Consider the following 21,559-nt stretch of genomic DNA (forward strand, 5'->3'; position numbering starts at 1 on the left):
ATGGCGCTTACCAAAGCCGACATTGCAGAGCACCTGTTCACCCAGCTCGGGATGAGCAAGCGTGAAGCCAAAGACATGGTGGAAGCCTTCTTTGAGGAAATCAGACAGGCGCTCGAGCGCGGTGAACAAGTCAAGATTTCAGGCTTCGGTAACTTTGATCTTCGTGAGAAGAACCAGCGTCCCGGACGTAACCCCAAGACGGGCGAGGATATTCCCATCAGCGCCCGTCGCGTGGTGACCTTCCGGCCTGGCCAGAAGCTCAAGGCCAGGGTAGAAAATGTTGAACCCAATGAGTGATGAAAAGCCAGGCAACCGCCTGGCTTTTGCGTTTCGATGATAAAGACCCTCTTCCTGTTTGGTGCGCTGCTGGCCTTGCCGCTGCGTGCCGCCACGCTCCCCCTGTCAGCCGAGACCCAGGCCTATGCCGATACGCTCACCGGGCTGACTTTCTGCTACCCGGCCCTGCAGCGTCCGCCCTACCTGGAAGCGCAGGGGGGCCTGCTCATCGATCAGATGAAACGACTGGCCCTGCAACTGCCGGTGCCGCTGCGCTTTGAAAAACTGCCCAACTGGGCGGCGACCCTGCAGGGTTTGCAGCGCGGGCAGTGCGATCTCATCCCCCATGTGGGCCCTACCCGGGAGACGATGCCCGGCACGGCCTTGAGCCGTGCCATGCTGGAGGCGGAGTCCGCCATCCTCTATCGAGGGGAGCTCGAGCAGGCGACCTTCCTGGTCTCGCCCATCTGGCAGGCAGAGGAGACCCTGCGGCGGCTCTATCCCCACTCGTCCCAGCTGCTCCTGACCGATGCGGAAAACTGGTACGGGGCCCTGGTGGCGGGCAGGGGCAGCGCCTACCTCGGTGACTATCTGCAACTGCGTTACCTGATGCGGGAGTTCCCGGACGAGGGGCTTCGCCTGCGACGGCTGCGAAGCGATGATCTGGTGATTAGCTACCGGCTGATGATGGACGACAAGCCGCAGTTGCAGGAGCTGATAGACACGGCGATCCGCTTCCTGCCGCCGGGCAGCCTCTATCGGGATCTGGGGCGCTATCTGCCCCAGAGCGAGCAGGACATCAACCCCTTGCACTTTACCGACAAGGAGCAGGCCTGGCTGGTCGGCAGCGCGCGCACCATCAAGCTGGTGGCGGATCCCGGCTTCATGCCCTATAGCGGCGTCAACCAGCAGGGTGAGCTCATCGGCTGGAGCGGCGATGTGCTGCGGGAGGTGAGCCGCCAGACGGGGCTGAATTTCGAGCTGATCCCCGTTGCCAGCAAGGAGGAGGCGCTGGCCAGGCTGCGCAGCGGAGAGGCCGCCATGATGGCCGGTCTGCTGGAGTCGCCGACGCTGCACGAGGAGTTCGAGTTCACCCGTGCGGTGGCAACCAGTCGCTATGCCCTGGTCAGCCGCAAACGGGGGGCCTATCACGCCCTTGCCGAGGTCAAGGGCAAGGTGGTCGTGCCCCGTATGCTCTACGACACCAGCCTGCTGGCCCGGTTCGGGCAACACGACTGGGGGGTGACCGACAACCTGCTGCAAGGGCTGGCGGCGGTGCAGAGCGGTGAGGCCGATGCCATGCTGGCCGAGCTCTATCAACTGCAATATCCCCTGCGCAACAACCAGCTGAGCGAGCTGAGCATCACTGAGCTGCCTGAGGTGTTTGGCCTCGGCTTTGCCATCAGGCGGGATCAGCCAAGGCTCGCCGGGGTACTGGAGCAGAGCCTGACGACGATCAACGATCGCCAGGTGAGCGAGCTGGTCCAGCGTTGGCGGCGTCTCGTCCTGAACCAGCAAGAGGGAGTCAGTTACGGCTTCTGGCTTGGATCTGTCCTGCTGGCGCTCCTGATCAGCGCGGGGGTGATCTGGTCAATCTGGCGCTCCCGCCAGCAGCTGGCCCAGGAGGCGCGCGAGCGCCAGAAGGCGGAGCAGGCGCTGGCGCTGGAGAGCAAGTTCAGGGAGTCCCTGTTCCAGGCGCTGCCCGTGCCCGTGTTCTTGCGCAATGACAAGGGGGAGGTGATCAAACGCAACAAGCGCGCCAAACGGATGGAGGCGCGCTACGCCACCGATCTCGTCCTGCCGTCCCCACAGCTGCAAGGGGCTGAGGGGGAGATAGCCCTGCGGGATCAGGTCTACTCCTATGCCCAGATCCCGCTGCGCCTGGGGCCCCAGTCTCCGGCCGGGGATCTCATCGCCCTGTCAGACATCAGTGCCCTGCGCGAGCGTACCCGCTTGTTGCGCCAGGCGGAGCGTCGCCTGCGGGCCCTCACCAATACGGTGCCTGGGGTAGTGCTGCAGTTCACCCTGCAAGGCGGCGCCATCACCCGGGTGGAGTTCGTCAGCCGCGGCAGCCATGAGCTGCTGGGGCTGGCCAGCCAGCAGATCCGCCTCAATCCCAACGAGACCCTTACCCGCATCTCGCACCAGGACAGGCGGGAGATGCGCGCCCCCATGCTGGCCATGTTGCAGGCCGGGCGCCCCTTCTCCCATCTGCTGCGTTACCAGCATCCCGTCAAGGGCTCGCGCTGGCTGCAGTTCTCCGGCAGGGGGCGCCGTCAGGGGGAGGGGTGGCGCATCTTTGGGGTGGTGCAGGATGTGACCAACCGGGTCGAGCAGGAGCACTCTCTGCAACTCTCCCATGAGCAGGCCCAGCAGGCCGTGCTCGCCAAGGGACGTTTCCTCGCCGCCGTGAGCCACGAGATCCGCACCCCCATGAACGCCATCCTGGGCTTGCTGGAGTGGCTGGATCAGACCGAGCTCTCCGCAGAGCAGGCCTCGGTGCTGGCGCACGTCAGGCAGGCGGGCAACGAGTTGCTCGGGCTGCTCAACGACGTGCTCGACTTCAGCCGCAATGAGAACCGCCAGCTGCGGCTCTCCCTGCAACCGACCGATCTGGTGGAGCTGTGCGAGCATGTGGCGGCGGTGCACTGGTCCAAGGCGCGCTCCAAACACCTGCAGCTGCGCCTCAACCTGGATCCGTCACTGCCCGCCCTGATGGCGCTCGATCCCCACAGGGTGCAGCAGGTGTTGCACAACCTGCTCTCCAACGCCATCAAGTTCAGCGAGCACGGCGAGGTGGTGCTCTGGGCTCGCCGGCACGGGGACTGGGTCTGGTGCGGGGTGGACGATCAGGGGCCCGGCATCAGTGCCGAGCTGCTGCCCCGGCTGTTCCAGCCCTTCGAGCAAGGGGAGGAGCTGGGTCAGCTCAGGGCCCAGGGTACCGGCTTGGGGTTGGCCATCTGTCGCCAGCTGATGGAGCAGATGGGAGGAGAGATCCGGGTCGAGCCGGTGGCCACTGGCGGCAGCCGCTTCATCTGTGCATGGCCCCTCAAAGAGACGCAGGAGAAGGCGCCCTGGCAACCAAGGTTCAAACAGATTTCTCTGCAGCTTCCCCCCGAGGAGCTGGCGTACGTGCGGGCCTGGCTCGCCGAGTTTGGCGTGACCGAGGAGGCGACGGCGCCCGGCCTTGCAGCCACCCAGGATGAACAGGGACTGCGTGCCTGGTCCTGGCAGGGGGAGCCCTGGATCCCGGGCGCCGTGGTGAGCCTGCTGCAACCCAGGCTGGTTCAGGGGAGCGGGGAGGTCGCGGATCTGCCGGGGGCTGGCATGCGGGTCCTCCTGGTGGAAGATCACGAGGTGAACCGGGTGCTGATCAGCATGCAGCTGAGTCAGCTGGGTGCCCGGGTGCTGAGCGCCGCCAATGGCCGTCTGGCCCTCGAGATCCTGGAGCGGGAATCTGTCGATCTGGTGCTGACGGACCTGCAGATGCCGGTGATGGACGGTGCCGAGCTCTGCAAGCAGTTGCGGGCCTCGGTGCGTTGGCAGCAGCTTCCCGCCTATGTGATCACCGCCGATCTCAGCGAGCAGGCGGCCCAGCGTCTGGCCGACTGCGGCTGCCAGGGGCACCTGGACAAACCCGTCCTGCTGAAGGAGCTGGCCATCTTGCTGCGCACCGTCTCCGGTCGCAGCAGTGCGCCCCTGGTGGGGAGCGCGGTCAAGGCCACGCCCATGACGACACTGCTCAACCCGGCGCTCATCAACCTCTATCTGGTATCGGCTCGTCAGGATCTGGCCGACATTGAGGGGTGCGTCACGGCAGGGAATGAAGGCGCCCTCGATACGGCTTTACACAAGATGAAGGGGGCCGCCAAAATGGTGGGGGCCACCGCCTTGGTACAGGTGATCGAGCGCTGGCAGAGAGCCCCCGGGCACCCCTTGGTGGAAGAATTGAAGCAGGCCGTGGAAGACGTCTGCCGGCAACTGGGCGAGAGAGCATGAGATGATCATCACAGATGAAGAGTTGTTGGCGTTGCTGGAATCCGATGTCAGCCAGGAACCCGTATTTCACCCCGTCAGCGTCTATGCCCTGGACGCCGTCTCCCATCAGGCGGCAAAGGAGGCCGGCTTGCCAGCCTACGCCAGCCTGCACCGTACCCGACCGGACGCGAGCTGGCAGTGGGAGGGGTTGTTCGCTGCCGGGGCCATCGCCCTGTTCGATCCCGCCTCCCACGGGGGGGCCGACTATCTGCCGCGGCTGCAGACCCCGGGGGTGGGGATCTACCGCCTGTCGGATCCCTGGCTTGAGGGGTTGCAGGCGCGGGAGCAGGGGTGGCGAGACTGGCTCGCCCGGCTCCAGGTTCTGTTGCTCGAGGATCACCCCTTCCAGGGGGCCTGCATCCAGCAGGAGATCCAGATGCTGGGACTTCCCTGCCACTGGGTGCAGGACGGCGACGGCTGCCTGCAGGCGCTGGAAGAGGGCGGAGTGGGGCTGCTGATCTGCGATCTCAGCCTGGCGGAGCAGGATGCCATCAGTCTCCTGATGAGCCATCCCCAGTACCGTCACAGTGGCCTGCCCATCATACTGCTGTCCGCCCACGATCAGACCCTGATCGACGGCGCCAGGCGCCTGCTGCACGACGCCGGCTTCAACGTGCTGGCCGCCCTGGCCAAGCCGCTGCAGAGCGACGATCTGCTGCGTCTGCTCAAGGCGCTCTACCTGGGGCCGCAGCGTCAACGCAGGCTGGGTGGCCTGAAGCGCACCATTCGCAGTTGGCTGGGAGGAGCCCGGGGCCAGCTTGGCCTGCAGGCGGATGCAGCCTCCTGCCCCCTGCCAATCTGGCTGGCCGTGAGCAGCCTGCCCCCTCACTGGGATCCCCTCAAGGCATGGCTGGAGCAACATGGCAGGCAGGCGAGCGAGCTGACCCTGGTGATCCATCGGCGGGATAACTTGCTGAACCAGGCGGATCGCTTTGCTCTGGTGCTGCAGGCGAGTCTTGCCGGGGCCAGGCTGGCCCTGCTGCTGGACAATGCCCAGCACCTGCCTTTCGATCAGCTGGAGCGGCTGCCGATCCAGAGCCTGCTGCTGGGTCAGCATCTGCTGCCGGAGCTGGAGGCCATGGCCGCCGACTCCCTGCTGGCCCGCTTCATCCAGCGTGCTCGCGAGCTCGGCATGGCCCTCTATCTCGACGATCCCTTCAACCTGCTTGATCCCGCCCAGTGGCAGGATCTCGGCATGGCGGGGCGCTGGTAGCCCGTGCCGCGCTACCTTTGCTGGCCTCCCGACGAGGCGCGCCTGCAACGGGCGCTGGCGGGCTGGGTGCATCCCGGCTCGCGGGCCTCCTTGCCCCTGATGATGGAGGTGGGCGGCATCCCCTGCCGACTGCAGGAGCTGGCAGGATCCGATCCCGAGCGGCTGAAGGCGGCCTACGAGGCGCTGAGCGAACAGAGTGTCTACCTGCGCTTCATGCGCGCCAAGCAGCCTGCCACCGCCGAGCAGCTCGCCTTCTTTCTCGACTATCCCAAAGCGCCCCAGATAGGGCTGCTGCTCACCGACGAACAGGGTCGGCCGCTGGCCATGGCCCAGTCCATCCGGCGGCGCCTGCACCCGGACAGGGCGGAGTTCTCCTGCATAGTCGCGGATCATTTTCAGCATAGAGGGGCCGGACGCCGCATCCTGCTTGCGCTGGCATTGCTGGCGCACGGGGAGGGGATCCGCGAGTGGACCGCCGAAGTGCTCGGCCAGAACAGGTCCATGCTGGCCCTGCTGAAGGGGCTGGGGCTGCCGCTGACCCTGGTGACGGGGCGGGAGATGGTCTTTGTCAGGCTGGACTTGAGCATATTGGGCACCCTGGTGCCCCGACATTCCTAAGACCAAGGGCGAATGTGCCGGACCAACCGGCTGTGCTAAGGTCAGCCTGTGATCCGTTGGAGGAAATCAACCATGGTGCAGTCAGCCAAACATATCGTGATCCTCACCGGTGCCGGCATCTCGGCCGAGTCCGGTATCAAGACCTTCAGGGCCTGCGACGGCCTGTGGGAGGAGCACAGGGTGGAAGACGTGGCCACTCCGGAGGGCTACGCCCGGGATCCCGAACTGGTTCAGCGTTTTTACAACGCGCGGCGCCATCAGTTGCAACGCGCCGAGATCCACCCCAATCCTGCCCACTATGCCCTGGCGCGCCTCGAACGCCTGTTGCCGGGGCGAGTAACCCTGGTCACCCAGAACATCGACAACCTGCACGAGAGTGCGGGCAGCAAGCACCTTATCCACATGCACGGCGAGCTGCTCAAGGCGCGCTGCCCGGGCTCGGGGCAGGTGATCGAGTGGCGCGGGGAGCTCCACCAGCACGAGCTCTGCTCCTGCTGCCAGTTGCCGCAGCCGCTGCGGCCTCATGTGGTCTGGTTTGGCGAGATGCCACTCGGGCTGGATCGCATCTACTCGGCACTGGCACAATGCGATCTCTTCATCTCCATCGGTACCTCGGGGGCCGTCTATCCCGCGGCTGGGTTCGTTCATGAGGCAGGCCTCAATGGTGCGCACACCGTCGAGCTCAACCTGGAGCCAAGCGAAGTGGGTAGCCAGTTTGACGAGAAGCGCTATGGCCCGGCCTCCCTGCTGGTGCCCGCCTTCGTGGACGAATTGCTGCAAAGCTGCGGGGTGCATCAGCCCAAACAGATCGACGGTCATAACTGGATGGAGATGCGTGGGCCATAATTATTGAGCAACTGCATAGTTGCATTGACTCAATGAAGCCGCCAAACTGACCCGTAAAATAGAAGATGCAGCTGGCGCAAGGGATATGGACATTTTCAAGCATGGAATAGCGTTAATTCTGCTGGTGCTGACGGCGTTTGGCACTCAGGCAACCTCTTCTTCACCACTGTTGCACTTGATCCTGCCTGACCAGCGGGAGATCCCCCTGGATGAGGCGGCGCTGGCCGCCTTGCCACAGACCGAGTTCGAGACAGCGACTCCCTGGACCGCCGGGGTTCACCGCTATCGTGGCCCGACCCTGAAGGCGATGCTGGCGGCGCAGGGGCTCAAGGATGTCACTCACATCAGGGTGACTGGGCTCAATGGCTATCAGCAGCAGTTTGATCTCGCCCCGTTTGCCGAGGTGCCGCTGACGCTGGTGCGCTATCAGGATGACAAGCCGCTGACCCGTCGCAACAAGGGTCCCGTCTGGCTGCTGATGCCCTTCTCCGATTACCCTGAATTCGATGTCTCCCCCATTCACAGCTTCATGGTGTGGCAACTGGTGCGCATCGAGGTCATCCCGTGACTCGTCGCCACCGTCATAACCTGCTGCTGGCGGCCATCTCCCTGCTGTTTCTCTTCTCCTCCGTCTGGGGGCTGCTGCTGCAGAGTCGGCACGAGCAGCTGGTCGATATCTTCTATCGCAACATCCACTGGAACATCAGTCAGGTCATGCTGGAGTCCCAGCGTTTCCTCTATGGCTTGCGCCTCTATCGGGTTGGGGGGCTCGAGATGGAGGCCCTCAGCCTGGATTACGATCTGCTGTGGAATCGGCTGGATGTGTTCCTGATCAGCAGCGAGACCGCTGATGCCCGCGCCCGTCATGGGCTGGGGACTGTGCTGGCCGGGCTGTTTGACGAGATCAAGGCGCTGGAGCCCCAGATACAGGCCGGTGCGCTGCAGGAGGGGGAAGCCCTCGATCGTTCCCAGGCCCGGATTGCCGAGCTGACCCGCCAGGTGGAGCAGATAGGGGATCAGATCCTCTCCGGACAGGAGCGGGAAGCCTCGCTCAATCAGCTGCGCCAGAGCCTGTTCTGGATCCAGATCTGGCAACTCATCCTGCTGGTGATGGGGGGCGTGCTGGTGTTTGCCCTGATCCGCACCAATCTGCAGAATCGCCGCCTCTCCCTGCTCGACCCCATGACCCGGCTGGGTAATCGCCGCGCCTTGCAGGGCCAGCTCAGGCAATCCCTGCAGCGTGGCCGTGTCCAGGCCCTGGTGGTGCTGGATCTGAAGCGATTCAAGCAGGTCAATGATCTGCTCGGCTACCAGGTGGGTGATCGCCTGCTGCAGGCGGTCGCGGCGAGGCTGCGGCAAGTCTATCCAGGTCGGGCCTACCGGCTGGGGGGGGATGAATTTGCCGTGGTCCTGGCCGGCGAGCAGCCCGGCCTCGAAGCCGAGATGGAGGCCATGGTGAGCCTGCTGCAGTTCGAGTTCGTGACCCGGGAGAGCAGCTTCGATCTGGCCTGCCGCTTCGGGGTTGCCAGGGCCATTGAGGGAGAGGATGCGGATCAGCTGCTGGAGCAGGCCATATTGGCGTTGAACCAGGCCAAGCGGGACAATGCGACCCTGATCTGGTACCAGCCGGCCATGAAGGCCTCCTTGCACATGGGGCAGCGTCAGCTGCATCAACTGCGGGAGTGGCTGGCGGGGGCGGCGCCCTCGCCGCTGGAGACCGTCTCAGAGCCCCTGGAAGACGAGCGGGGGCAACAGGTGCTGGGCATCAGCCTGCGCTGGAGGGTGGGGCAGCAGGTGTGCGACATGGACTGGATGCAGGAGCGCGGTATCCTGGGCCCTGTGGTGGCGCGGCTGCTGACGGACGCCGAACAGCGGCTGCCGCTGCTCTTGGTGCTCCATCAGCAATCCCAGCTGACCCATGTGCTTGCCTATCTGCCACCTCTGGGAGAGCGGACGCTCATCCTGGCGCTGCCGACCCTGACGGAGGATGTCCTGCTGCTGGAGAAACTGAGCCAGCGCGGCTGCGTGCTGGCATTGCGTGAACTGGGCAGTCGGGTCCCCGTACTCTTGCGAGCGGGCTGGCCGGTACGCTACTGGCTGCCCGAACCCTCGGATCACGATGCCTTGCTGCAGCCCCTGGCGCAGCAACTGGGGCTGCTGCGCCTGGGCTGTCCGGCAGAGGCGCAGGAAGGGGAGATAAGGAGACAGCGGGAGCCCCGTTGACCTGGTGGTGATGGATCGAGAATGACAAGGGCGGCCGAGGCCGCCCTTGTCATTGTGCGAAAATCAGTGCTGCTGGGGGGTAGTGGAGGACGACAAGGGGGCGCAGGAGTCTCTGATCACCAGGTCAGGGTCCACGGTGATCATACGATTGTCAATCTGCTCGCCATTGATCCTTGCCAGCAGCCGGGTGACGGCGAGGCGACCCAGCTCCTCCTTGGGTTGATTGATGGTGGTCAGCGGCGGAGACATATACTGGGCCAGTGCCACGTTGTCATAGCCGACGAGGGAGAGATCCCGCGGAATGACAAGCCCCGCCTGGTGGGCGGCGCTGATGACCCCCATGGCCATCATGTCGTTGCACACAAAAAGGGCGCTGGGGCGCGCAGGCAGGGCAAGCAGCCGCTCCATGGCGGCAAAGCCGCTGGCGCAGTCGAAATCCCCCTCCTGGATCCAGCCGGGATTGACGGTCAGCCCCGCCTCCTGCATCGCCTGTTCGAAGCCTGCCAGGCGCTGGTTGGCGGGGGCGCGGCTGTGGGGCCCTGTGATGCAGCCGATATCGGTGTGGCCGAGGGCCAGCAGGTGACGGGTCGCCAGATAGCCGCCGCGATGGGAGTTGTCGGCGATGAGATCCACCTCCTTGCTCTCCATGCCCCAGTCCATCACCACCACCGGCAGGCTCTTGAGCCAGTCGAGCTGGTTGAACACCTCCTGCTGCCCCTCGCTGCACATGATAAGCAGGCCATCCACTCGTTTTCTGAGCATCATCTTGAGGTAGGAGAGGGCGGTCTCGGCCTGCCCCTCTGTGTTGCCCAGCATCAGGTTGTAGCCCTGCTCGAAGCAGTAGCGCTCCACCCCGCGCACCACCTCGGCGAAGAAGGGGTTGCTGGAGGTGGTGACCAGCATGCCGATGCTGTTGGTCTCCTTCACCTTGAGGCTGCGGGCCACCAGGCTGGGGGCGTAGTTGAGATCCCGCATGGCACTGAAGACCCGCTCCCGGGTCTCTTCTGCCACGAAGCGGGTTTCGTTGATGACGTGGGAGACTGTGGTGGTGGAGACCCCCGCCCGCGCCGCCACCTCCTTGATGTTGGCCATCAGTGTCCCTGCGCCGCTTGGGACTGGAGGAAGGTGTCGACCTCCTGCTTGCCCGGTATGGAGCTCTGGGCCCCGAAACGGGTCACCGAGAGGGCTGCCGCCCCGTGGGCGAAGCGCACTGCGGCCTTGAAATCGGCACCGGCCAGCTCGGCGGCCAGCAGGGCGCCATTGAAGGTGTCGCCGGCGGCCGTGGTGTCCACCGCCTCGACCCGAAAGCCCGGAATGAGCGCCTGCTGCTGGCCGTTGCTGCAATAGACCCCCTGGGAGCCCAGGGTGATCATCACGTCCGCAATCCCCATCTGGTGGAAACGGGCCGCCGCCTCTGCCGCGCTCGCCTCGTCGCTCACCTTGACCCCGGTCAGCAACTCGGCCTCGGTCTGGTTGGGGGTGATGAGATCCACCAGCGCCAGCAGATCGGCCGAGAGCGGCTGGGCGGGCGCCGGGTTGAGAACCACCCGGGTGCCGTGGGCGCGGGCCAGACGGGCCGCCTCCAGCACGCTGTCGAGCGGTACCTCCAGTTGCAGCAGCAGGGTGTGGGCGCCGGCGATCAGGGACTCATGGCGCTTGACCATGGCGGTGTCGAGGGCGCCGTTGGCCTCGGTGGAGAGGCCTATGCTGTTCTCCCCCTCGTCGCTCACATAGATGATGGCGATACCTGTGGGGAGCTTGTCGTCGAGTTCGACGGCGCTGACGTCGATGCCGTCGTTGGCAAAACCGGTTTTCATCTGGTGGCCGATGGCGTCATCGCCGATGCGGGCGATAAAGGAGACGGCGGCCCCGAGGCGGGCGGCGGCCACCGCCTGGTTGGCTCCCTTGCCACCCGGAACGACTTGATAGCTGTGGCCGGTCAGGGTTTCACCGGGACGGGGAAAGTGGGGGACGCGCAGCACATGATCCGCATTGACGCTGCCGAGAACTACGAGACGATTCATATCGATCACCCTTGATTGAGAACATCTTGGCTTGAGTGAGCCCAAGCCGGGAGGCTCTGCCTGCGCATAGGAGGCAAAGGGGGAGGCGAGCCTCCCCCGTCTGCTTACTTGCTGACGATTTGCAGCGGTACCGGGATGGATTTCTCCACCGGCTGACCCTTGAGCACCTTGTCGGCGGTTTCCACGCCGATGGCACCGATCAGCGCCGGCTGCTGGGCCACGGTGGCGGCCAGTTTACCCTTGGCCACCGCCGCCTTGCCATCGTCGGTGCCGTCGAAGCCGACGATCATCACCTCTTTGCCGGCCGCCTGCACGGCGCGGATGGCACCCAGCGCCATCTCGTCGTTCTGGGCGAACACAGCCTGCACTGTCGGGTGGGCCGCCAGCAGGTTCTCCATGACGTTCAGACCCTTGGTACGGTCGAAGTCGGCGGGCTGGGAAGCCAGCACCTGCAGCTTGTTGGCGGCAACGGCCAGAGCAAACCCTTCGCCACGGTCACGGGCGGCCGAGGTACCGGCGATCCCTTCGAGCTGGATCACCTTGGTGCCGGCCCCCAGCTTCTCGGTGATGAAGTCACCGGCCAGCTTGCCGCCCGCCACGTTGTCGGAGGCGATGTGGGCCTTGACCTCACCCTGGGCCGCGCCGCGGTCCAGGGTCAGCACCGGGATATTGGCCTTGTTGGCCAGGCGGATGGCGTTGCCTACGGCTTCGGAGTCGGTGGGGTTGATCAGGATGGCGTTGACCTTGCGCACGGTGAGATCTTCCACGTTGGAGAGCTCCTTGGCCGGGTCATTCTGGGAGTCGAGTACCACCAGCTCGTAACCGAGCTCCTTGGCCTTGGCTTCGGCCCCCTCCTTCATGGTGACGAAGAAGGGGTTGTTGAGGGTGGAGACCACCATGGCCAGGGTGTGATCGGCGGCCTGGGCGGTACCCAGCACGGACATGATGGCGGCAGCGAGCAGGGTATTGAGCTTTTTCATCATTTCATTCCTTGTGTGTGCTTACTTGCTTTTGTTATCGATCATCACGGCGAGCAAAATGACGCTGGCCTTGGCGATCATCTGGTAATAGGACGAGACGTCGAGCAGGTTGAGGGCGTTGTTGAGGAAACCGATGATGAGGGCCCCGATGAGGGTCCCCATGATGCGGCCCTTGCCCCCCATCAGGCTGGTACCACCCAGCACCACGGCGGCGATGGCATCCAGCTCGTACCCCATGCCGGCGGTCGGCTGTGCCGAGGAGAGGCGGGAGGTGACGATGAGCCCGGCCAGAGCCGACAGCATGCCGCACAGGCCGTAGACTGCGAGCTTGACCCGGGCAACGTTGATGCCGGAGAGGCGGGTGGCCGACTCGTTGCCGCCCAGGGCATAGATGTAACGGCCGAGACGCGTGTGGTTGAGCAGGTACCAGGCCAGCAGGAAGACGATGGCCATCAGCCAGATGGGCACAGGCAGGCCGAACAGGTAGCCGGTACCCAGCCAGGCGAAGTGATCGGCGCCGTCGCTGAAGCCGGTGGAGATGGGACGCCCCTCGGTGTAGACCATGGTCACGCCGCGCAGGGCCGTCATGGTCACCAGGGTGGCGATGAAGGCCTGCACCTTGCCCTTGGCGATGATGAGACCGCTGACGCCGCCAAGCAGGGCACCGGCCCCCAGGGTGAGGGGCACCACCAGCCAGATCGGCAGCTCCATGGCCACCATGGTCGCCGCCAGGGCGCCGCACAGGGCCAGCACGGAGCCGACCGACAGATCGATGCCGGCGGTGAGGATGACCAGCGTCATGCCGACCGCCATGATGGCGTTGACCGAGGTCTGGCGCAGTATGTTGAGCAGGTTGTCGGCGGTGAAGAAGTTGGGGCTCAGGAAGGAGACCACGCCGATCAGCACCAGCAGCGCCACCAGGGATTTGTTCTCGATCCACCAGGCCTTGCTCATGACGCCACGGCGGGGAAGGGTTTGGGTTGTCATTGTGCTGCCTCTTGCTCTGCTTGCCACTGTTTGCCGACTGCCGCCGCCATCAGTTTCTCCTGATTGGCCTCGCGGGTGTTGAACTCTGCGCTGATGCGCCCTTCGTGCATCACCAGGATGCGATCACTCATGCCGAGCACTTCCGGCATCTCGGAGGAGACCAGGATGATGCTCATCCCCTCCTTCTTGAACTGGTTGATGAGCTGGTAGATCTCCTTCTTGGCCCCCACGTCGACGCCGCGGGTCGGCTCGTCCAGGATCAGTACCTTGGGCCTTGTCAGCAGCCCCTTGGCGATGGCCACCTTCTGCTGGTTGCCACCTGAGAGCAGCTTTATCAGCTGATCCTGACTCGGGGTCTTGATGTTGAACAGGCGCACATAGTCGCTCACCGCCTGGCGCTCGGCCTTGCCGTCAATCTTGCCGTGACTGATGAACTCGCCGAGGGCGCAGAGGCTCATGTTTTCACGCACCGAGAGCTCCAGCACCAGGCCGTCTCCCTTGCGATCCTCGGAGATATAGGCGATGCCGGCGGCCAGACCGTCAGCCGGGGTGCGCGGTACCAGCACCTTGCCATCGACCTCGACAGCGCCACTGCTAATGGGGCTGGCGCCATAGATGAGCTTCATCAGCTCGGTACGGCCAGAGCCCATCAGGCCGCTGAAGCCGAGGATCTCCCCCTGGCGCAGGGAGAAGCTCACCCCGCGCACGCCGGGACCGGCCAGATCTTTCACCTGCAGGCTGACGGGACCGAGCTCGCGCACGAGGCGCGGATATTGCTCCTCCAGCCGGCGACCCACCATCATCTCGATGATCCTGTCTTCGTCCAGCTCGCTCACCGCCTGCTCGCCGATCCATTTGCCGTCACGCAGCACTGTGACGCTGTCGCAGATCTGGAAGATCTCCTTGAGACGGTGGGAGATATAGACGATGCCGCAACCCTGCTCACGCAGCTCGCGGATGACCACGAACAGCTGCTCCGTCTCGGTGTCGGTCAGGGCATCGGTGGGCTCGTCCATGATGATGACGCTGGCATCGAACGACAGCGCCTTGGCGATCTCCACCATCTGCTGCTCGCCAATCGACAGATCCCCGAGCCGGGTGTCAGGTCCGTGCTTGACCCCGAGACGGGCCAGCAGGCCGCTTGCCCGCTCACGCAACTGCTTGTGGTCTATGTTGCCAAAGCGGGTGCGCGGCTCGCGGCCGAGGAAGATGTTGGCAGCAATCGACAACTCCGGCAGCAGGTTCAGCTCCTGGTGGATGATGCTGATCCCCTGATCCTGGGAGTCGCGCGGCCCCTTGAAGTGAACCGGCTGGCCGCGATAGCTGACGGTACCCGCATCGGCCTGATAGATGCCGGTCAGCACCTTCATCAGGGTGGATTTGCCGGCGCCATTTTCACCGAGCAGGGCCATCACCTGGCCCGGATAGACTCGCAGACCTGCTTCGTCGAGGGCGCGGACACCGGGGAAGGTCTTGACGATCCCGGTGAGCTCCAGAATGGGCGAGGGGGTTGTACTCATGGCTGATTCCTTCAAGGCTTAAAACGCCACACCGGCGCAGAGGATCAGGTTGGCGTAGGGAGTCACCTCGCCGCTGCGCACGATCGCCTTGCTCTGGCGGGAGCGGGTCTTGAACGCCTCGTGCTGGCAGTATTCGATGGTGATGGGCTTGCCCTGAGCCAAGGCGTGGGCTTCTAGCTGCGCAACCAGCGCCTGATGGGCATCCGGGCTGATCAGTTTAATCTCGCTCGCCATGATCACCTTCTCCACCACCAGATCGGTGAGCAGGGCGGTCAGCACTGTGCCCAGGCTGGGAGTGCCCGCCATCAGCGCCAGATCGATGCGCTCAGGCCCCGCCGGAATGGGCAGGCCCGCATCGCAGACGGTGATCTCGTCGGTATGGCCCATCTGTGCCACCAGGGCACTCAGGGGAGCATTGAGCAGCTTGCCTCGTTTCATACAACACCTCGGCGGCATGGGGACCGCATATCGATATTTATCTGGGCAACCGGTTACGCAACCGGTTGCGTCGTTGAGGCGAAAGATAGGCGCTAACCGTTAAGGGGTCTAGGAACAGATGACGAAAATGTGAAAACGATCTCAGTGATCAGGCCGTAGGAGGGAAAAACGGGTGCCAGAAGAGCACCCGTACCACGGAAAGAAAGGGTCAGAGGAGAAGGGCTTGTTGCACGGCGGGGCGCGCCAGCATACGCCTGGTATGGGCCGCCACCTTGGGAAACTCGTCGATGGCGACCCCATCGCTCTCGAGCCAGCTGGCCACCACGAACAGGTAGACGTCGGCCAGGCTGAAACGCTCCCCCAGCACCCAAGGGCCGGCCAGATAGTGGTGCTCTATCTCGGCAAAACCCTCGCGCATGTTCTGGGGCATCCTGGCCTTCATGGCGGCGATGGCGTGCTCGTCATCGGCCCAGCGGCTGCCGCGGCGGCCATGGGCATGGGAGACGTGCACCGTCGAGGCGAGGAAGCTGTGCACCTCCTGCATCCTGGCCAGCAGGAAGGGATCGTCCAGGGGGGCGAGCCCCGCATCGGGAAAACGCTGGGCCACGTAGAGCAGCAGGGCCGGGGTTTCGGTCAGCACGCCGCGCTCCGTCACCAGGGCCGGCACCCGCCCCTTGGGGTTGATGGCAAGGTAGGCGGGGGTGCGTTGCTCGCCGGCGGCGAGATCGAGGCGCTTGATCTGGTGCGGGGCACCGGCTTCCACCAGGGCGATGCGCACCGCCATGGCACAGGTACCGGGGGCGAGATAGAGCGTCAGTTCGGACATTGCAGCTTTCCTTGTGTGGGTGATCCGGGATGAAGTGCGCGAGAGAGCGAGTCTGTCGAGTCTTGGCCATCCATCCTACGCCCATGGCGGGCCAGGGCCAAGCCAGGCGAGCTGGGGGCTGGCAGAGGGGAGCGCGACAGCCTGCTTGTCAGTGAAATCAATGGCTTTCTGAACGGAAGATAACAGGAAAAACGACTACGCATGCCCGGTCAAACCGCTATAATGTGCCACCTTGGAACAGTCGCTTTTGAATGTTGGATAGTCAATTGAGTAATAGAATGCGGATCGGTGGAACCCTCGAACAGTCCCTCAGCCAGGGATACCGTCTGGACCTGCAAGGGGTGTTGAAAGAGGCCTGGCAACAGACCCGCCGCACCGGTTTCGGTCTGACGCTGGCCATCGCCGGGGTCATGGCGATCTGGATCCTGCTGAGCAACACCCTGCTGGCCCCCTATGTCGCCCAGGAAGGGGGTGACATGGACATGGCCCTGATATTGAGCCTGCTCATCACCGTCATCATGTCTCCCATGACCTCTTCCCTCGACATGTTGGGGTTGCAGCAGTCGGTGGGGGTGCGGGCCCGGCCGAACCAGGTGTTCGACTTCTTCCGTCACTTCCTGCGTCTGGGCTCCCTGAGCCTGCTGGGCAGCCTCATCACCAGCCTGTTCGGCCCTCTGTTTGAAATGCTGGGCCTGCCGGTGATGCTGGCCTTCATTCCCTCAGCCCTGGTGGGCATGGGGCTGGTGTTCACCGTGCCCCTGGTGCTGGAGCGCGGCCTGTCGCCGGCCCAGGCCATCCTGGTCTCCCTCAAGCTGTTCGCCCGCGGCTGGCCCAGCATAGTGCTGTTGCATGGCGTCATGCTGGCGCTGTTTTTCCTGGCCATCATCCCCATGGGCATAGGCCTTATCTGGGTGGCCCCCCTCTATTTCAACCTCAAGGGGATCCTCTATCGGGATCTGTGCGGGGTCGCCGTGGAGGTGACCGAAGTGGCGGACAATGCCGCCACCGGGCAAGGGCCCGATCATTTCAACGCTTGATGCAAAAGGATTGCATATGAAGCTGGTTCGACATGGCATGGCTGCAAGTCTGCTGATAGTGCCGGTGCTGTGCGTGGCGGCGCCCTCGCTGGATCTGCAATACAGCACCTTCTACAGCCAGATGAAGACCTTTGCCAAGGGCGAGTTTGGTGATGCCAGGCTGGGGTTTTATCTGACCGACCCGCAAAGTGGCCAGCGCTGCGGGCTCGCCTCGGCCCGGGTCTCGACCCTGGACAGGGACGTTGCCGCCGAGGTGACCATAGACAGCGAGCTGCGGCTGCCCTATGACGACGATCTCAATCTCGACAAGGCGACCGTGGTGGTGGAGCTGACCGAACCACATGCCGCCTGCGACATGTCGGTGCAGGTGATGGCCGATGCGCCCCCTGCATCGGATGGTCCGGGGTTCAGGGTGAGCGAGGTGGTGGCACGCCAGCAGGAGATGCAGTCGCTGCTGGACAAGCTGGCCGGCATGGTCGGCAAGCACTTCCTGCCGGACATGGCGGGGGTGCGAGTGACCCTGGTGCAGCCGAGCGGCACCGCCTACCTCATCGACGGTGCCCGTCAGCAGCCTCTCCCCTGGCAGGATGGTCAGCTGCTGCTTCGCAACGAGCAACTCGCGGACTTCGCGGCGGGCAAGTTGCAGCTTGAGGGAGAGATACTGCGACTGACTCCCTGGTTGCATAAAGGCTGAAGACGGCGGGTGCCAGACAGATAAAGAAAAGGAGCGCATGGCGCTCCTTTTTCGTGGTGGCTGGCAGGGCGCTCAACGCACCTCTATCACATCCAGCACATCCATCTCATCGATGTTGAGCAGGGGCGCGGTCGGCAGCTCGGGTGGATCGAATGCCTTGTCGCCGCCATCTATGATGCCGGAGTCGCGGTTGATGCTCTTGAAGTCAAACAGCTTGTGATCCAGCAGGTGGCTCGGGATCACGTCCTGAATGGCGGTAAACATGGTCTCTATCCGGCCGGGGAAGCGGCGATCCCAGTCCTGCATCATCTGCTTGATGGCCTTGCGCTGCAGGTTCTCCTGGGAGCCGCACAGGTTGCACGGGATGATGGGGAAGGCCTTGACCTCGGCGTAGCGCACCAGGTCCTTCTCCTTGCAGTAGGCCAGGGGGCGGATCACCACGTTCTTGCCATCGTCGCTCACCAGCTTGGGGGGCATGGACTTGAGCTTGCCGCCGTAGAACATGTTGAGGAACAGGGTCTCGAGGATGTCATCCCTGTGGTGGCCGAGGGCAATCTTGGTGCAGCCCAGCTCCTGGGCGGTGCGGTAGAGAATGCCGCGGCGCAGACGGGAGCAGAGGGCGCAGGTGGTCTTGCCTTCCGGTACCTTGTCCTTGACGATGGAGTAAGTGTCTTCCTCGACGATCTTGAAGTCGACGCCGAGGGCGGCCAGGTATTCCGGCAGCACGTGCTCGGGGAAGCCGGGTTGCTTCTGATCCAGGTTGACGGCCACGAGATCGAAATGGATGGGGGCGCTGGCCTTCAGGCTCATCAGGATGTCGAGCATGGCGAAGCTGTCTTTGCCGCCAGACAGGCACACCATGATCTTGTCACCCTCTTCAATCATGTTGAAGTCGGCGATGGCCTGACCCACGTTGCGCCGCAGGCGTTTCTGCAGCTTGTTGAAACTGTATTTCTCTTTGGCGTTAAGCTCTTCTAGCATGGCCTCAAACCCGGGACAAAAATAAGCGGCTTATTATAGCCATGTCCCGGGGGAGGGCAAGAAACGCTTATGCAGGATGACGCCTGTCATCTACTGGGCAGCTGTAATCATCGGGTTTGAGGATCAGGATGTCGCAGTTGAGCCGATCGACCACATGCTCCGCGGTGTTGCCGAGCAGGGCGGCGGAGAGACCGGTACGACCGACGCACCCCATGATCATCAGGGTAGACTTGAGTTCGTCCGCCATGTCCGGCAGCACCTCCTCCGGCAACCCTTCCGCCACCTTGGTCCACATGTGATTGATGCCGAATTGATCGGCATGCTCTCGCAGCAGATCTTCGTGATGCTTGCGAATGGCGTCGTTGTAGGCGTTGGGATCGAACTCCGGCAGCTCGATGGCCACATTCACCGGCGTGCCGGGGTAGGTGTTGACCAGATAGAGGTTGGAGCCGAGCAGATCGGCGATGGCGACGCCCTCGCGGGTGATGCGCTCATTGAGCACTTTTTGCTCCAGATCATCGCTTGAGCAGTTGATGGCGGCAATGATGTTGCCGCCCCGCTGCCAGTGACCCTCCTTGACCAGCAGGACGGGGCAGGGGCACTTGCGCAGCAGGTGCCAGTCGGTGGGGGTGAAGATGAAGGTTTGCAGGAAGGAGTGCTTGTGGGTCGCCTTGACCACCAGATCGTGGCGATGCTCCAGCACTTCCTGGATGACGCACTCAAAGGGTCTATTGTGCCACAGCACCTTGATCTCGCACTCCAGCCCCCTGGCGCGATAGGGTTGCAGTATCTCGTCCAGCCACTCCCGGCGCTGGGCAATGACGCCGTGGCGCATCTCTTCCCGCTCATCCACCGACAGCATGGCGGTCATCTCGTACGAGAAGTCGTAAATCGTCAGGAGCAGGGTCAGCTGGGCGCCCTCGTCCAGCTCGGCGACCTTGACCGCGCGTTCGAGCGCGATCTGGCGCTCCTCTTCCGGGTTGATCACCACCAGAATGTTTCGGTACTTGACCATGTTCTCCTCCTTGGCAAAAACGCCAATTATGGCAACTCTTTAGCCATTACAGCTTAGCCCAAGGGGGGAGACGGGAAGGTGTGCCGGATCAAATTTCAGGGTGAACCGATCCGGCAACAGAGGGGAAAGGGGTGATCAGCCGCAGGCAGGGCGAGTGGCGCCGGCCATGACGCCGAGGGCCACGTGATCCAGCACTGTAATGTATTTGCCCTTGACGCTGATGAGGCCAGACTTCTGGAAACGACCGAGCAGACGGCTGATGGTCTCGACGGTGAGGCCAAGGTAGTTGCCGATGTCACCCCGGGTCATGGAGAGACGGAACTCCTTGGCGGAGAAGCCGCGCTCGGAGAAACGCACCGAGAGGTTGTGCAGGAAGGCGGCGAGGCGCTCTTCCGCATTCTTCTTGGAGAGCAGGAGTATCATCTCCTGATCGCCCATGATCTCGTTGCTCATCAGGCGCATGATCTGCTGGCGGAGCTTGGGCATCTTGCCGGAGAGATCGTCGAGCACATCGAACGGGATCTCGCACACCATGGCAGTTTCCAGCGCCTGGGCGAAGGAGGGGTGTGCCTGCTTGTGGATGGCATCGAAACCGACCAGATCCCCCGCAAGGTGGAAGGCGGTGATCTGCTCGTCACCCTGTTCGGTGATGGTGTACGACTTGATGGTCCCGGAACGGATGGCGTAGAGCGACTTCAGTTCATCTCCGGCCTTGAACAATTCCTCACCCTTCTGGATCGGCTTTTTACGCTCGATGATGCTGTCCAGCTGATCGAGCTCACTGTCGTTCAGGGTGAAGGGAATGCAGAGCTGACTGATGCTGCAATCCTGGCAATGAATTGCACAGCCACCGCTCTGAATACGTCTGCCAGGTTTCTTGTCCGGGATCATAGGCTCATATGAATAATTGATTTATATCAAACAAGTTTACCACCAACTCATCCGTTTTGGATAGGGTTTCAAAAGGATGCCAGCCCGATCCAGAGGGTATGCAAGCCATAGGCAATGAGCAGCAAGGCCCCGCCGAGGCGCAGGCTGCGCAGGGTCAACCAGTAGCGCAATCTGTCTGCCAGCCCCCCCAGGGCGAACAGTGTCGGCAGGGTCCCAAGACCAAAGCTCAGCATGATGAGCGCGCCGCCACCGGCGGAGCCTGCCGCCGCGCTCCAGGTCAGCATGGAGTAGACCAGACCGCAGGGCAGCCAGCCCCACACCATGCCAAAGGGAAGCGCCTGCCAGGCCGAGGTGAAGGGGATGAACTTGCCAGCCAGCGGCTTAATGATGGGCCAGAATTTTGCGCCGAGCCGCTCCAACAGCAGTATCCCCTGCCACCAGCCCGCCAGATAGAGGCCGAGGGCTATCATCAGCAGGGCCGCAATGAGGCGCAAGCCAGCGATGGCGTGCTTGCCGGCCCCGAGCTCGCTGGTGGTGGCCAGCAGTCCACCCACCAGGGCGCCGGCCAGCACATAGCTCAGGATCCGCCCCAGGTTGTAGTTGAGCAGGTAGCCAAGGCGTCCCCAGAAGTGCTGCTTCCCGGCGGGGATGGCCATGGAGAGGGCGGCGGAGACGCCGCCGCACATGGCGATGCAGTGGCCTGAGCCTGCCAGTCCCACCAGCAGGGCGCCCATCAGATCAAGGCTGCTTGTCATCACTCGGCTGATCCTTGCCCTTGGTGGTGGCTTGCTCCTCGTCAAACAGTATGTTGGAGCCCTGGCGGTCGAGATCCTCGAACTGCTCCGAGCGAATGGCCCAGAAGAAGACGGCCCCCGCTATGATGACGAACAGGATGGCGATGGGGATCAGGACAAAAATGATGTTCATGGGGGCTACCTTGCATTCATCCGTG

The 21,559-nt window shown here is 63.6% G+C and carries 21 protein-coding genes; 9 read left to right on the forward strand and 12 right to left on the reverse strand.

The window, feature by feature from the left end:
• From ihfA to WIR04_RS10185, 7 genes are all read left to right on the forward strand, one after another.
• Window positions 1–297 carry an integration host factor subunit alpha gene (gene ihfA / locus WIR04_RS10155; protein WP_005300715.1) on the forward strand — a complete coding sequence of 99 codons (297 nt, stop codon included), beginning with the start codon at window positions 1–3 and terminating at the stop codon, window positions 295–297.
• Window positions 298–351: 54 nt separating this feature from the next.
• Window positions 352–4,275 (forward strand): ATP-binding protein, encoded by a 3,924-nt coding sequence (locus WIR04_RS10160; RefSeq protein ID WP_338892528.1) that lies wholly within the window; start codon window positions 352–354, stop codon window positions 4,273–4,275.
• Window position 4,276: 1 nt separating this feature from the next.
• Window positions 4,277–5,527 (forward strand): response regulator, encoded by a 1,251-nt coding sequence (locus WIR04_RS10165; RefSeq protein WP_338892355.1) that lies wholly within the window; start codon window positions 4,277–4,279, stop codon window positions 5,525–5,527.
• 3 nt (window positions 5,528–5,530) lie between these two features.
• Window positions 5,531–6,145 carry a GNAT family N-acetyltransferase gene (locus WIR04_RS10170; RefSeq protein WP_338892357.1) on the forward strand — a complete coding sequence of 205 codons (615 nt, stop codon included), beginning with the start codon at window positions 5,531–5,533 and terminating at the stop codon, window positions 6,143–6,145.
• A 72-nt stretch (window positions 6,146–6,217) separates the two neighbouring features.
• Window positions 6,218–6,991 (forward strand): Sir2 family NAD+-dependent deacetylase, encoded by a 774-nt coding sequence (cobB, locus tag WIR04_RS10175; RefSeq protein WP_338892359.1) that lies wholly within the window; start codon window positions 6,218–6,220, stop codon window positions 6,989–6,991.
• A gap of 85 nt (window positions 6,992–7,076) precedes the next feature.
• Window positions 7,077–7,559, forward strand: coding sequence for a hypothetical protein (locus WIR04_RS10180; protein ID WP_338892361.1), 483 nt, complete (start codon window positions 7,077–7,079; stop codon window positions 7,557–7,559).
• Complete coding sequence (locus WIR04_RS10185) at window positions 7,556–9,214, forward strand: GGDEF domain-containing protein (protein ID WP_338892363.1); 1,659 nt, start codon at window positions 7,556–7,558, stop codon at window positions 9,212–9,214. Before WIR04_RS10180 ends, WIR04_RS10185 begins: the two co-directional genes overlap by 4 nt.
• 63 nt (window positions 9,215–9,277) lie before the next feature.
• Here WIR04_RS10185 and WIR04_RS10190 read toward each other — a convergent pair whose 3' ends face one another.
• The 7 genes from WIR04_RS10190 to WIR04_RS10220 form a co-directional block, all read right to left on the reverse strand.
• The gene (locus tag WIR04_RS10190; RefSeq protein WP_338892365.1) at window positions 9,278–10,306 is read right to left on the reverse strand and encodes a substrate-binding domain-containing protein; all 1,029 of its coding nucleotides are present in this window, start codon (window positions 10,304–10,306) and stop codon (window positions 9,278–9,280) included.
• Window positions 10,306–11,238, reverse strand: a complete 933-nt coding sequence (gene rbsK / locus WIR04_RS10195; RefSeq protein ID WP_338892367.1) for a ribokinase — start codon at window positions 11,236–11,238, stop codon at window positions 10,306–10,308. The genes WIR04_RS10190 and rbsK overlap by 1 nt, the downstream gene beginning before the upstream one ends.
• Window positions 11,239–11,342: 104 nt before the next feature.
• Window positions 11,343–12,218, reverse strand: a complete 876-nt coding sequence (rbsB, locus tag WIR04_RS10200; RefSeq protein WP_025327025.1) for a ribose ABC transporter substrate-binding protein RbsB — start codon at window positions 12,216–12,218, stop codon at window positions 11,343–11,345.
• Between the two features lie 21 nt (window positions 12,219–12,239).
• A complete protein-coding gene (rbsC, locus tag WIR04_RS10205; RefSeq protein WP_025327024.1) occupies window positions 12,240–13,205 on the reverse strand; it encodes a ribose ABC transporter permease in 966 nt (321 codons plus the stop codon).
• Complete coding sequence (gene rbsA, locus WIR04_RS10210) at window positions 13,202–14,725, reverse strand: ribose ABC transporter ATP-binding protein RbsA (RefSeq protein WP_307765381.1); 1,524 nt, start codon at window positions 14,723–14,725, stop codon at window positions 13,202–13,204. The genes rbsC and rbsA overlap by 4 nt, the downstream gene beginning before the upstream one ends.
• A gap of 18 nt (window positions 14,726–14,743) precedes the next feature.
• Window positions 14,744–15,163, reverse strand: a complete 420-nt coding sequence (gene rbsD, locus WIR04_RS10215; RefSeq protein ID WP_168235131.1) for a D-ribose pyranase — start codon at window positions 15,161–15,163, stop codon at window positions 14,744–14,746.
• A 208-nt stretch (window positions 15,164–15,371) separates the two neighbouring features.
• Window positions 15,372–15,989 (reverse strand): glutathione S-transferase family protein, encoded by a 618-nt coding sequence (locus tag WIR04_RS10220; RefSeq protein ID WP_338892374.1) that lies wholly within the window; start codon window positions 15,987–15,989, stop codon window positions 15,372–15,374.
• A gap of 278 nt (window positions 15,990–16,267) precedes the next feature.
• On the opposite strand from WIR04_RS10220, the gene WIR04_RS10225 reads away from it, so the two are divergent.
• Both WIR04_RS10225 and WIR04_RS10230 read left to right on the forward strand, forming a co-directional pair.
• On the forward strand, window positions 16,268–17,026 hold the full coding sequence (locus tag WIR04_RS10225; RefSeq protein ID WP_234676800.1) for a hypothetical protein: 759 nt from the start codon (window positions 16,268–16,270) through the stop codon (window positions 17,024–17,026).
• 16 nt (window positions 17,027–17,042) lie between these two features.
• On the forward strand, window positions 17,043–17,720 hold the full coding sequence (locus tag WIR04_RS10230) for a DUF2987 domain-containing protein (protein ID WP_338892376.1): 678 nt from the start codon (window positions 17,043–17,045) through the stop codon (window positions 17,718–17,720).
• Between the two features lie 72 nt (window positions 17,721–17,792).
• Here the strand turns inward: WIR04_RS10230 and ttcA are convergent, their stop codons facing one another.
• The 5 genes from ttcA to ccoS all read right to left on the reverse strand — a co-directional run bounded on the left by ttcA (window position 17,793) and on the right by ccoS (window position 21,534).
• Complete coding sequence (ttcA, locus tag WIR04_RS10235; protein WP_025327018.1) at window positions 17,793–18,701, reverse strand: tRNA 2-thiocytidine(32) synthetase TtcA; 909 nt, start codon at window positions 18,699–18,701, stop codon at window positions 17,793–17,795.
• A 67-nt stretch (window positions 18,702–18,768) separates the two neighbouring features.
• Complete coding sequence (gene uspE / locus WIR04_RS10240) at window positions 18,769–19,716, reverse strand: universal stress protein UspE (protein WP_025327017.1); 948 nt, start codon at window positions 19,714–19,716, stop codon at window positions 18,769–18,771.
• A gap of 135 nt (window positions 19,717–19,851) precedes the next feature.
• A complete protein-coding gene (locus tag WIR04_RS10245; RefSeq protein ID WP_025327016.1) occupies window positions 19,852–20,607 on the reverse strand; it encodes an FNR family transcription factor in 756 nt (251 codons plus the stop codon).
• A gap of 68 nt (window positions 20,608–20,675) precedes the next feature.
• Window positions 20,676–21,362, reverse strand: coding sequence for a sulfite exporter TauE/SafE family protein (locus tag WIR04_RS10250; RefSeq protein WP_338892379.1), 687 nt, complete (start codon window positions 21,360–21,362; stop codon window positions 20,676–20,678).
• Window positions 21,346–21,534 (reverse strand): cbb3-type cytochrome oxidase assembly protein CcoS, encoded by a 189-nt coding sequence (ccoS, locus tag WIR04_RS10255; RefSeq protein WP_338892381.1) that lies wholly within the window; start codon window positions 21,532–21,534, stop codon window positions 21,346–21,348. The genes WIR04_RS10250 and ccoS overlap by 17 nt, the downstream gene beginning before the upstream one ends.
• Window positions 21,535–21,559: the final 25 nt, after the last annotated feature.

It is taken from the genome of Aeromonas rivipollensis (assembly GCF_037811135.1).
Classification (GTDB): Bacteria; Pseudomonadota; Gammaproteobacteria; order Enterobacterales; family Aeromonadaceae; genus Aeromonas; species Aeromonas rivipollensis.

What these genes read in the sequence shown, in the direction of transcription:
- ihfA (WP_005300715.1), top strand. Translation starts at nt 1, where the DNA reads ATGGCGCTTACCAAAGCCGACATTGCAGAGCACCTGTTCACCCAGCTC.
- WIR04_RS10165 (WP_338892355.1), top strand. Translation starts at nt 4,277, where the DNA reads ATGATCATCACAGATGAAGAGTTGTTGGCGTTGCTGGAATCCGATGTC.
- cobB (WP_338892359.1), top strand. Translation starts at nt 6,218, where the DNA reads ATGGTGCAGTCAGCCAAACATATCGTGATCCTCACCGGTGCCGGCATC.
- WIR04_RS10180 (WP_338892361.1), top strand. Translation starts at nt 7,077, where the DNA reads ATGGACATTTTCAAGCATGGAATAGCGTTAATTCTGCTGGTGCTGACG.
- WIR04_RS10190 (WP_338892365.1), bottom strand. Translation starts at nt 10,306, where the DNA reads ATGGCCAACATCAAGGAGGTGGCGGCGCGGGCGGGGGTCTCCACCACC.
- rbsK (WP_338892367.1), bottom strand. Translation starts at nt 11,238, where the DNA reads ATGAATCGTCTCGTAGTTCTCGGCAGCGTCAATGCGGATCATGTGCTG.
- rbsB (WP_025327025.1), bottom strand. Translation starts at nt 12,218, where the DNA reads ATGAAAAAGCTCAATACCCTGCTCGCTGCCGCCATCATGTCCGTGCTG.
- rbsC (WP_025327024.1), bottom strand. Translation starts at nt 13,205, where the DNA reads ATGACAACCCAAACCCTTCCCCGCCGTGGCGTCATGAGCAAGGCCTGG.
- rbsA (WP_307765381.1), bottom strand. Translation starts at nt 14,725, where the DNA reads ATGAGTACAACCCCCTCGCCCATTCTGGAGCTCACCGGGATCGTCAAG.
- rbsD (WP_168235131.1), bottom strand. Translation starts at nt 15,163, where the DNA reads ATGAAACGAGGCAAGCTGCTCAATGCTCCCCTGAGTGCCCTGGTGGCA.
- WIR04_RS10220 (WP_338892374.1), bottom strand. Translation starts at nt 15,989, where the DNA reads ATGTCCGAACTGACGCTCTATCTCGCCCCCGGTACCTGTGCCATGGCG.
- WIR04_RS10225 (WP_234676800.1), top strand. Translation starts at nt 16,268, where the DNA reads ATGCGGATCGGTGGAACCCTCGAACAGTCCCTCAGCCAGGGATACCGT.
- WIR04_RS10230 (WP_338892376.1), top strand. Translation starts at nt 17,043, where the DNA reads ATGAAGCTGGTTCGACATGGCATGGCTGCAAGTCTGCTGATAGTGCCG.
- ttcA (WP_025327018.1), bottom strand. Translation starts at nt 18,701, where the DNA reads ATGCTAGAAGAGCTTAACGCCAAAGAGAAATACAGTTTCAACAAGCTG.
- uspE (WP_025327017.1), bottom strand. Translation starts at nt 19,716, where the DNA reads ATGGTCAAGTACCGAAACATTCTGGTGGTGATCAACCCGGAAGAGGAG.
- WIR04_RS10245 (WP_025327016.1), bottom strand. Translation starts at nt 20,607, where the DNA reads ATGATCCCGGACAAGAAACCTGGCAGACGTATTCAGAGCGGTGGCTGT.
- WIR04_RS10250 (WP_338892379.1), bottom strand. Translation starts at nt 21,362, where the DNA reads ATGACAAGCAGCCTTGATCTGATGGGCGCCCTGCTGGTGGGACTGGCA.
- ccoS (WP_338892381.1), bottom strand. Translation starts at nt 21,534, where the DNA reads ATGAACATCATTTTTGTCCTGATCCCCATCGCCATCCTGTTCGTCATC.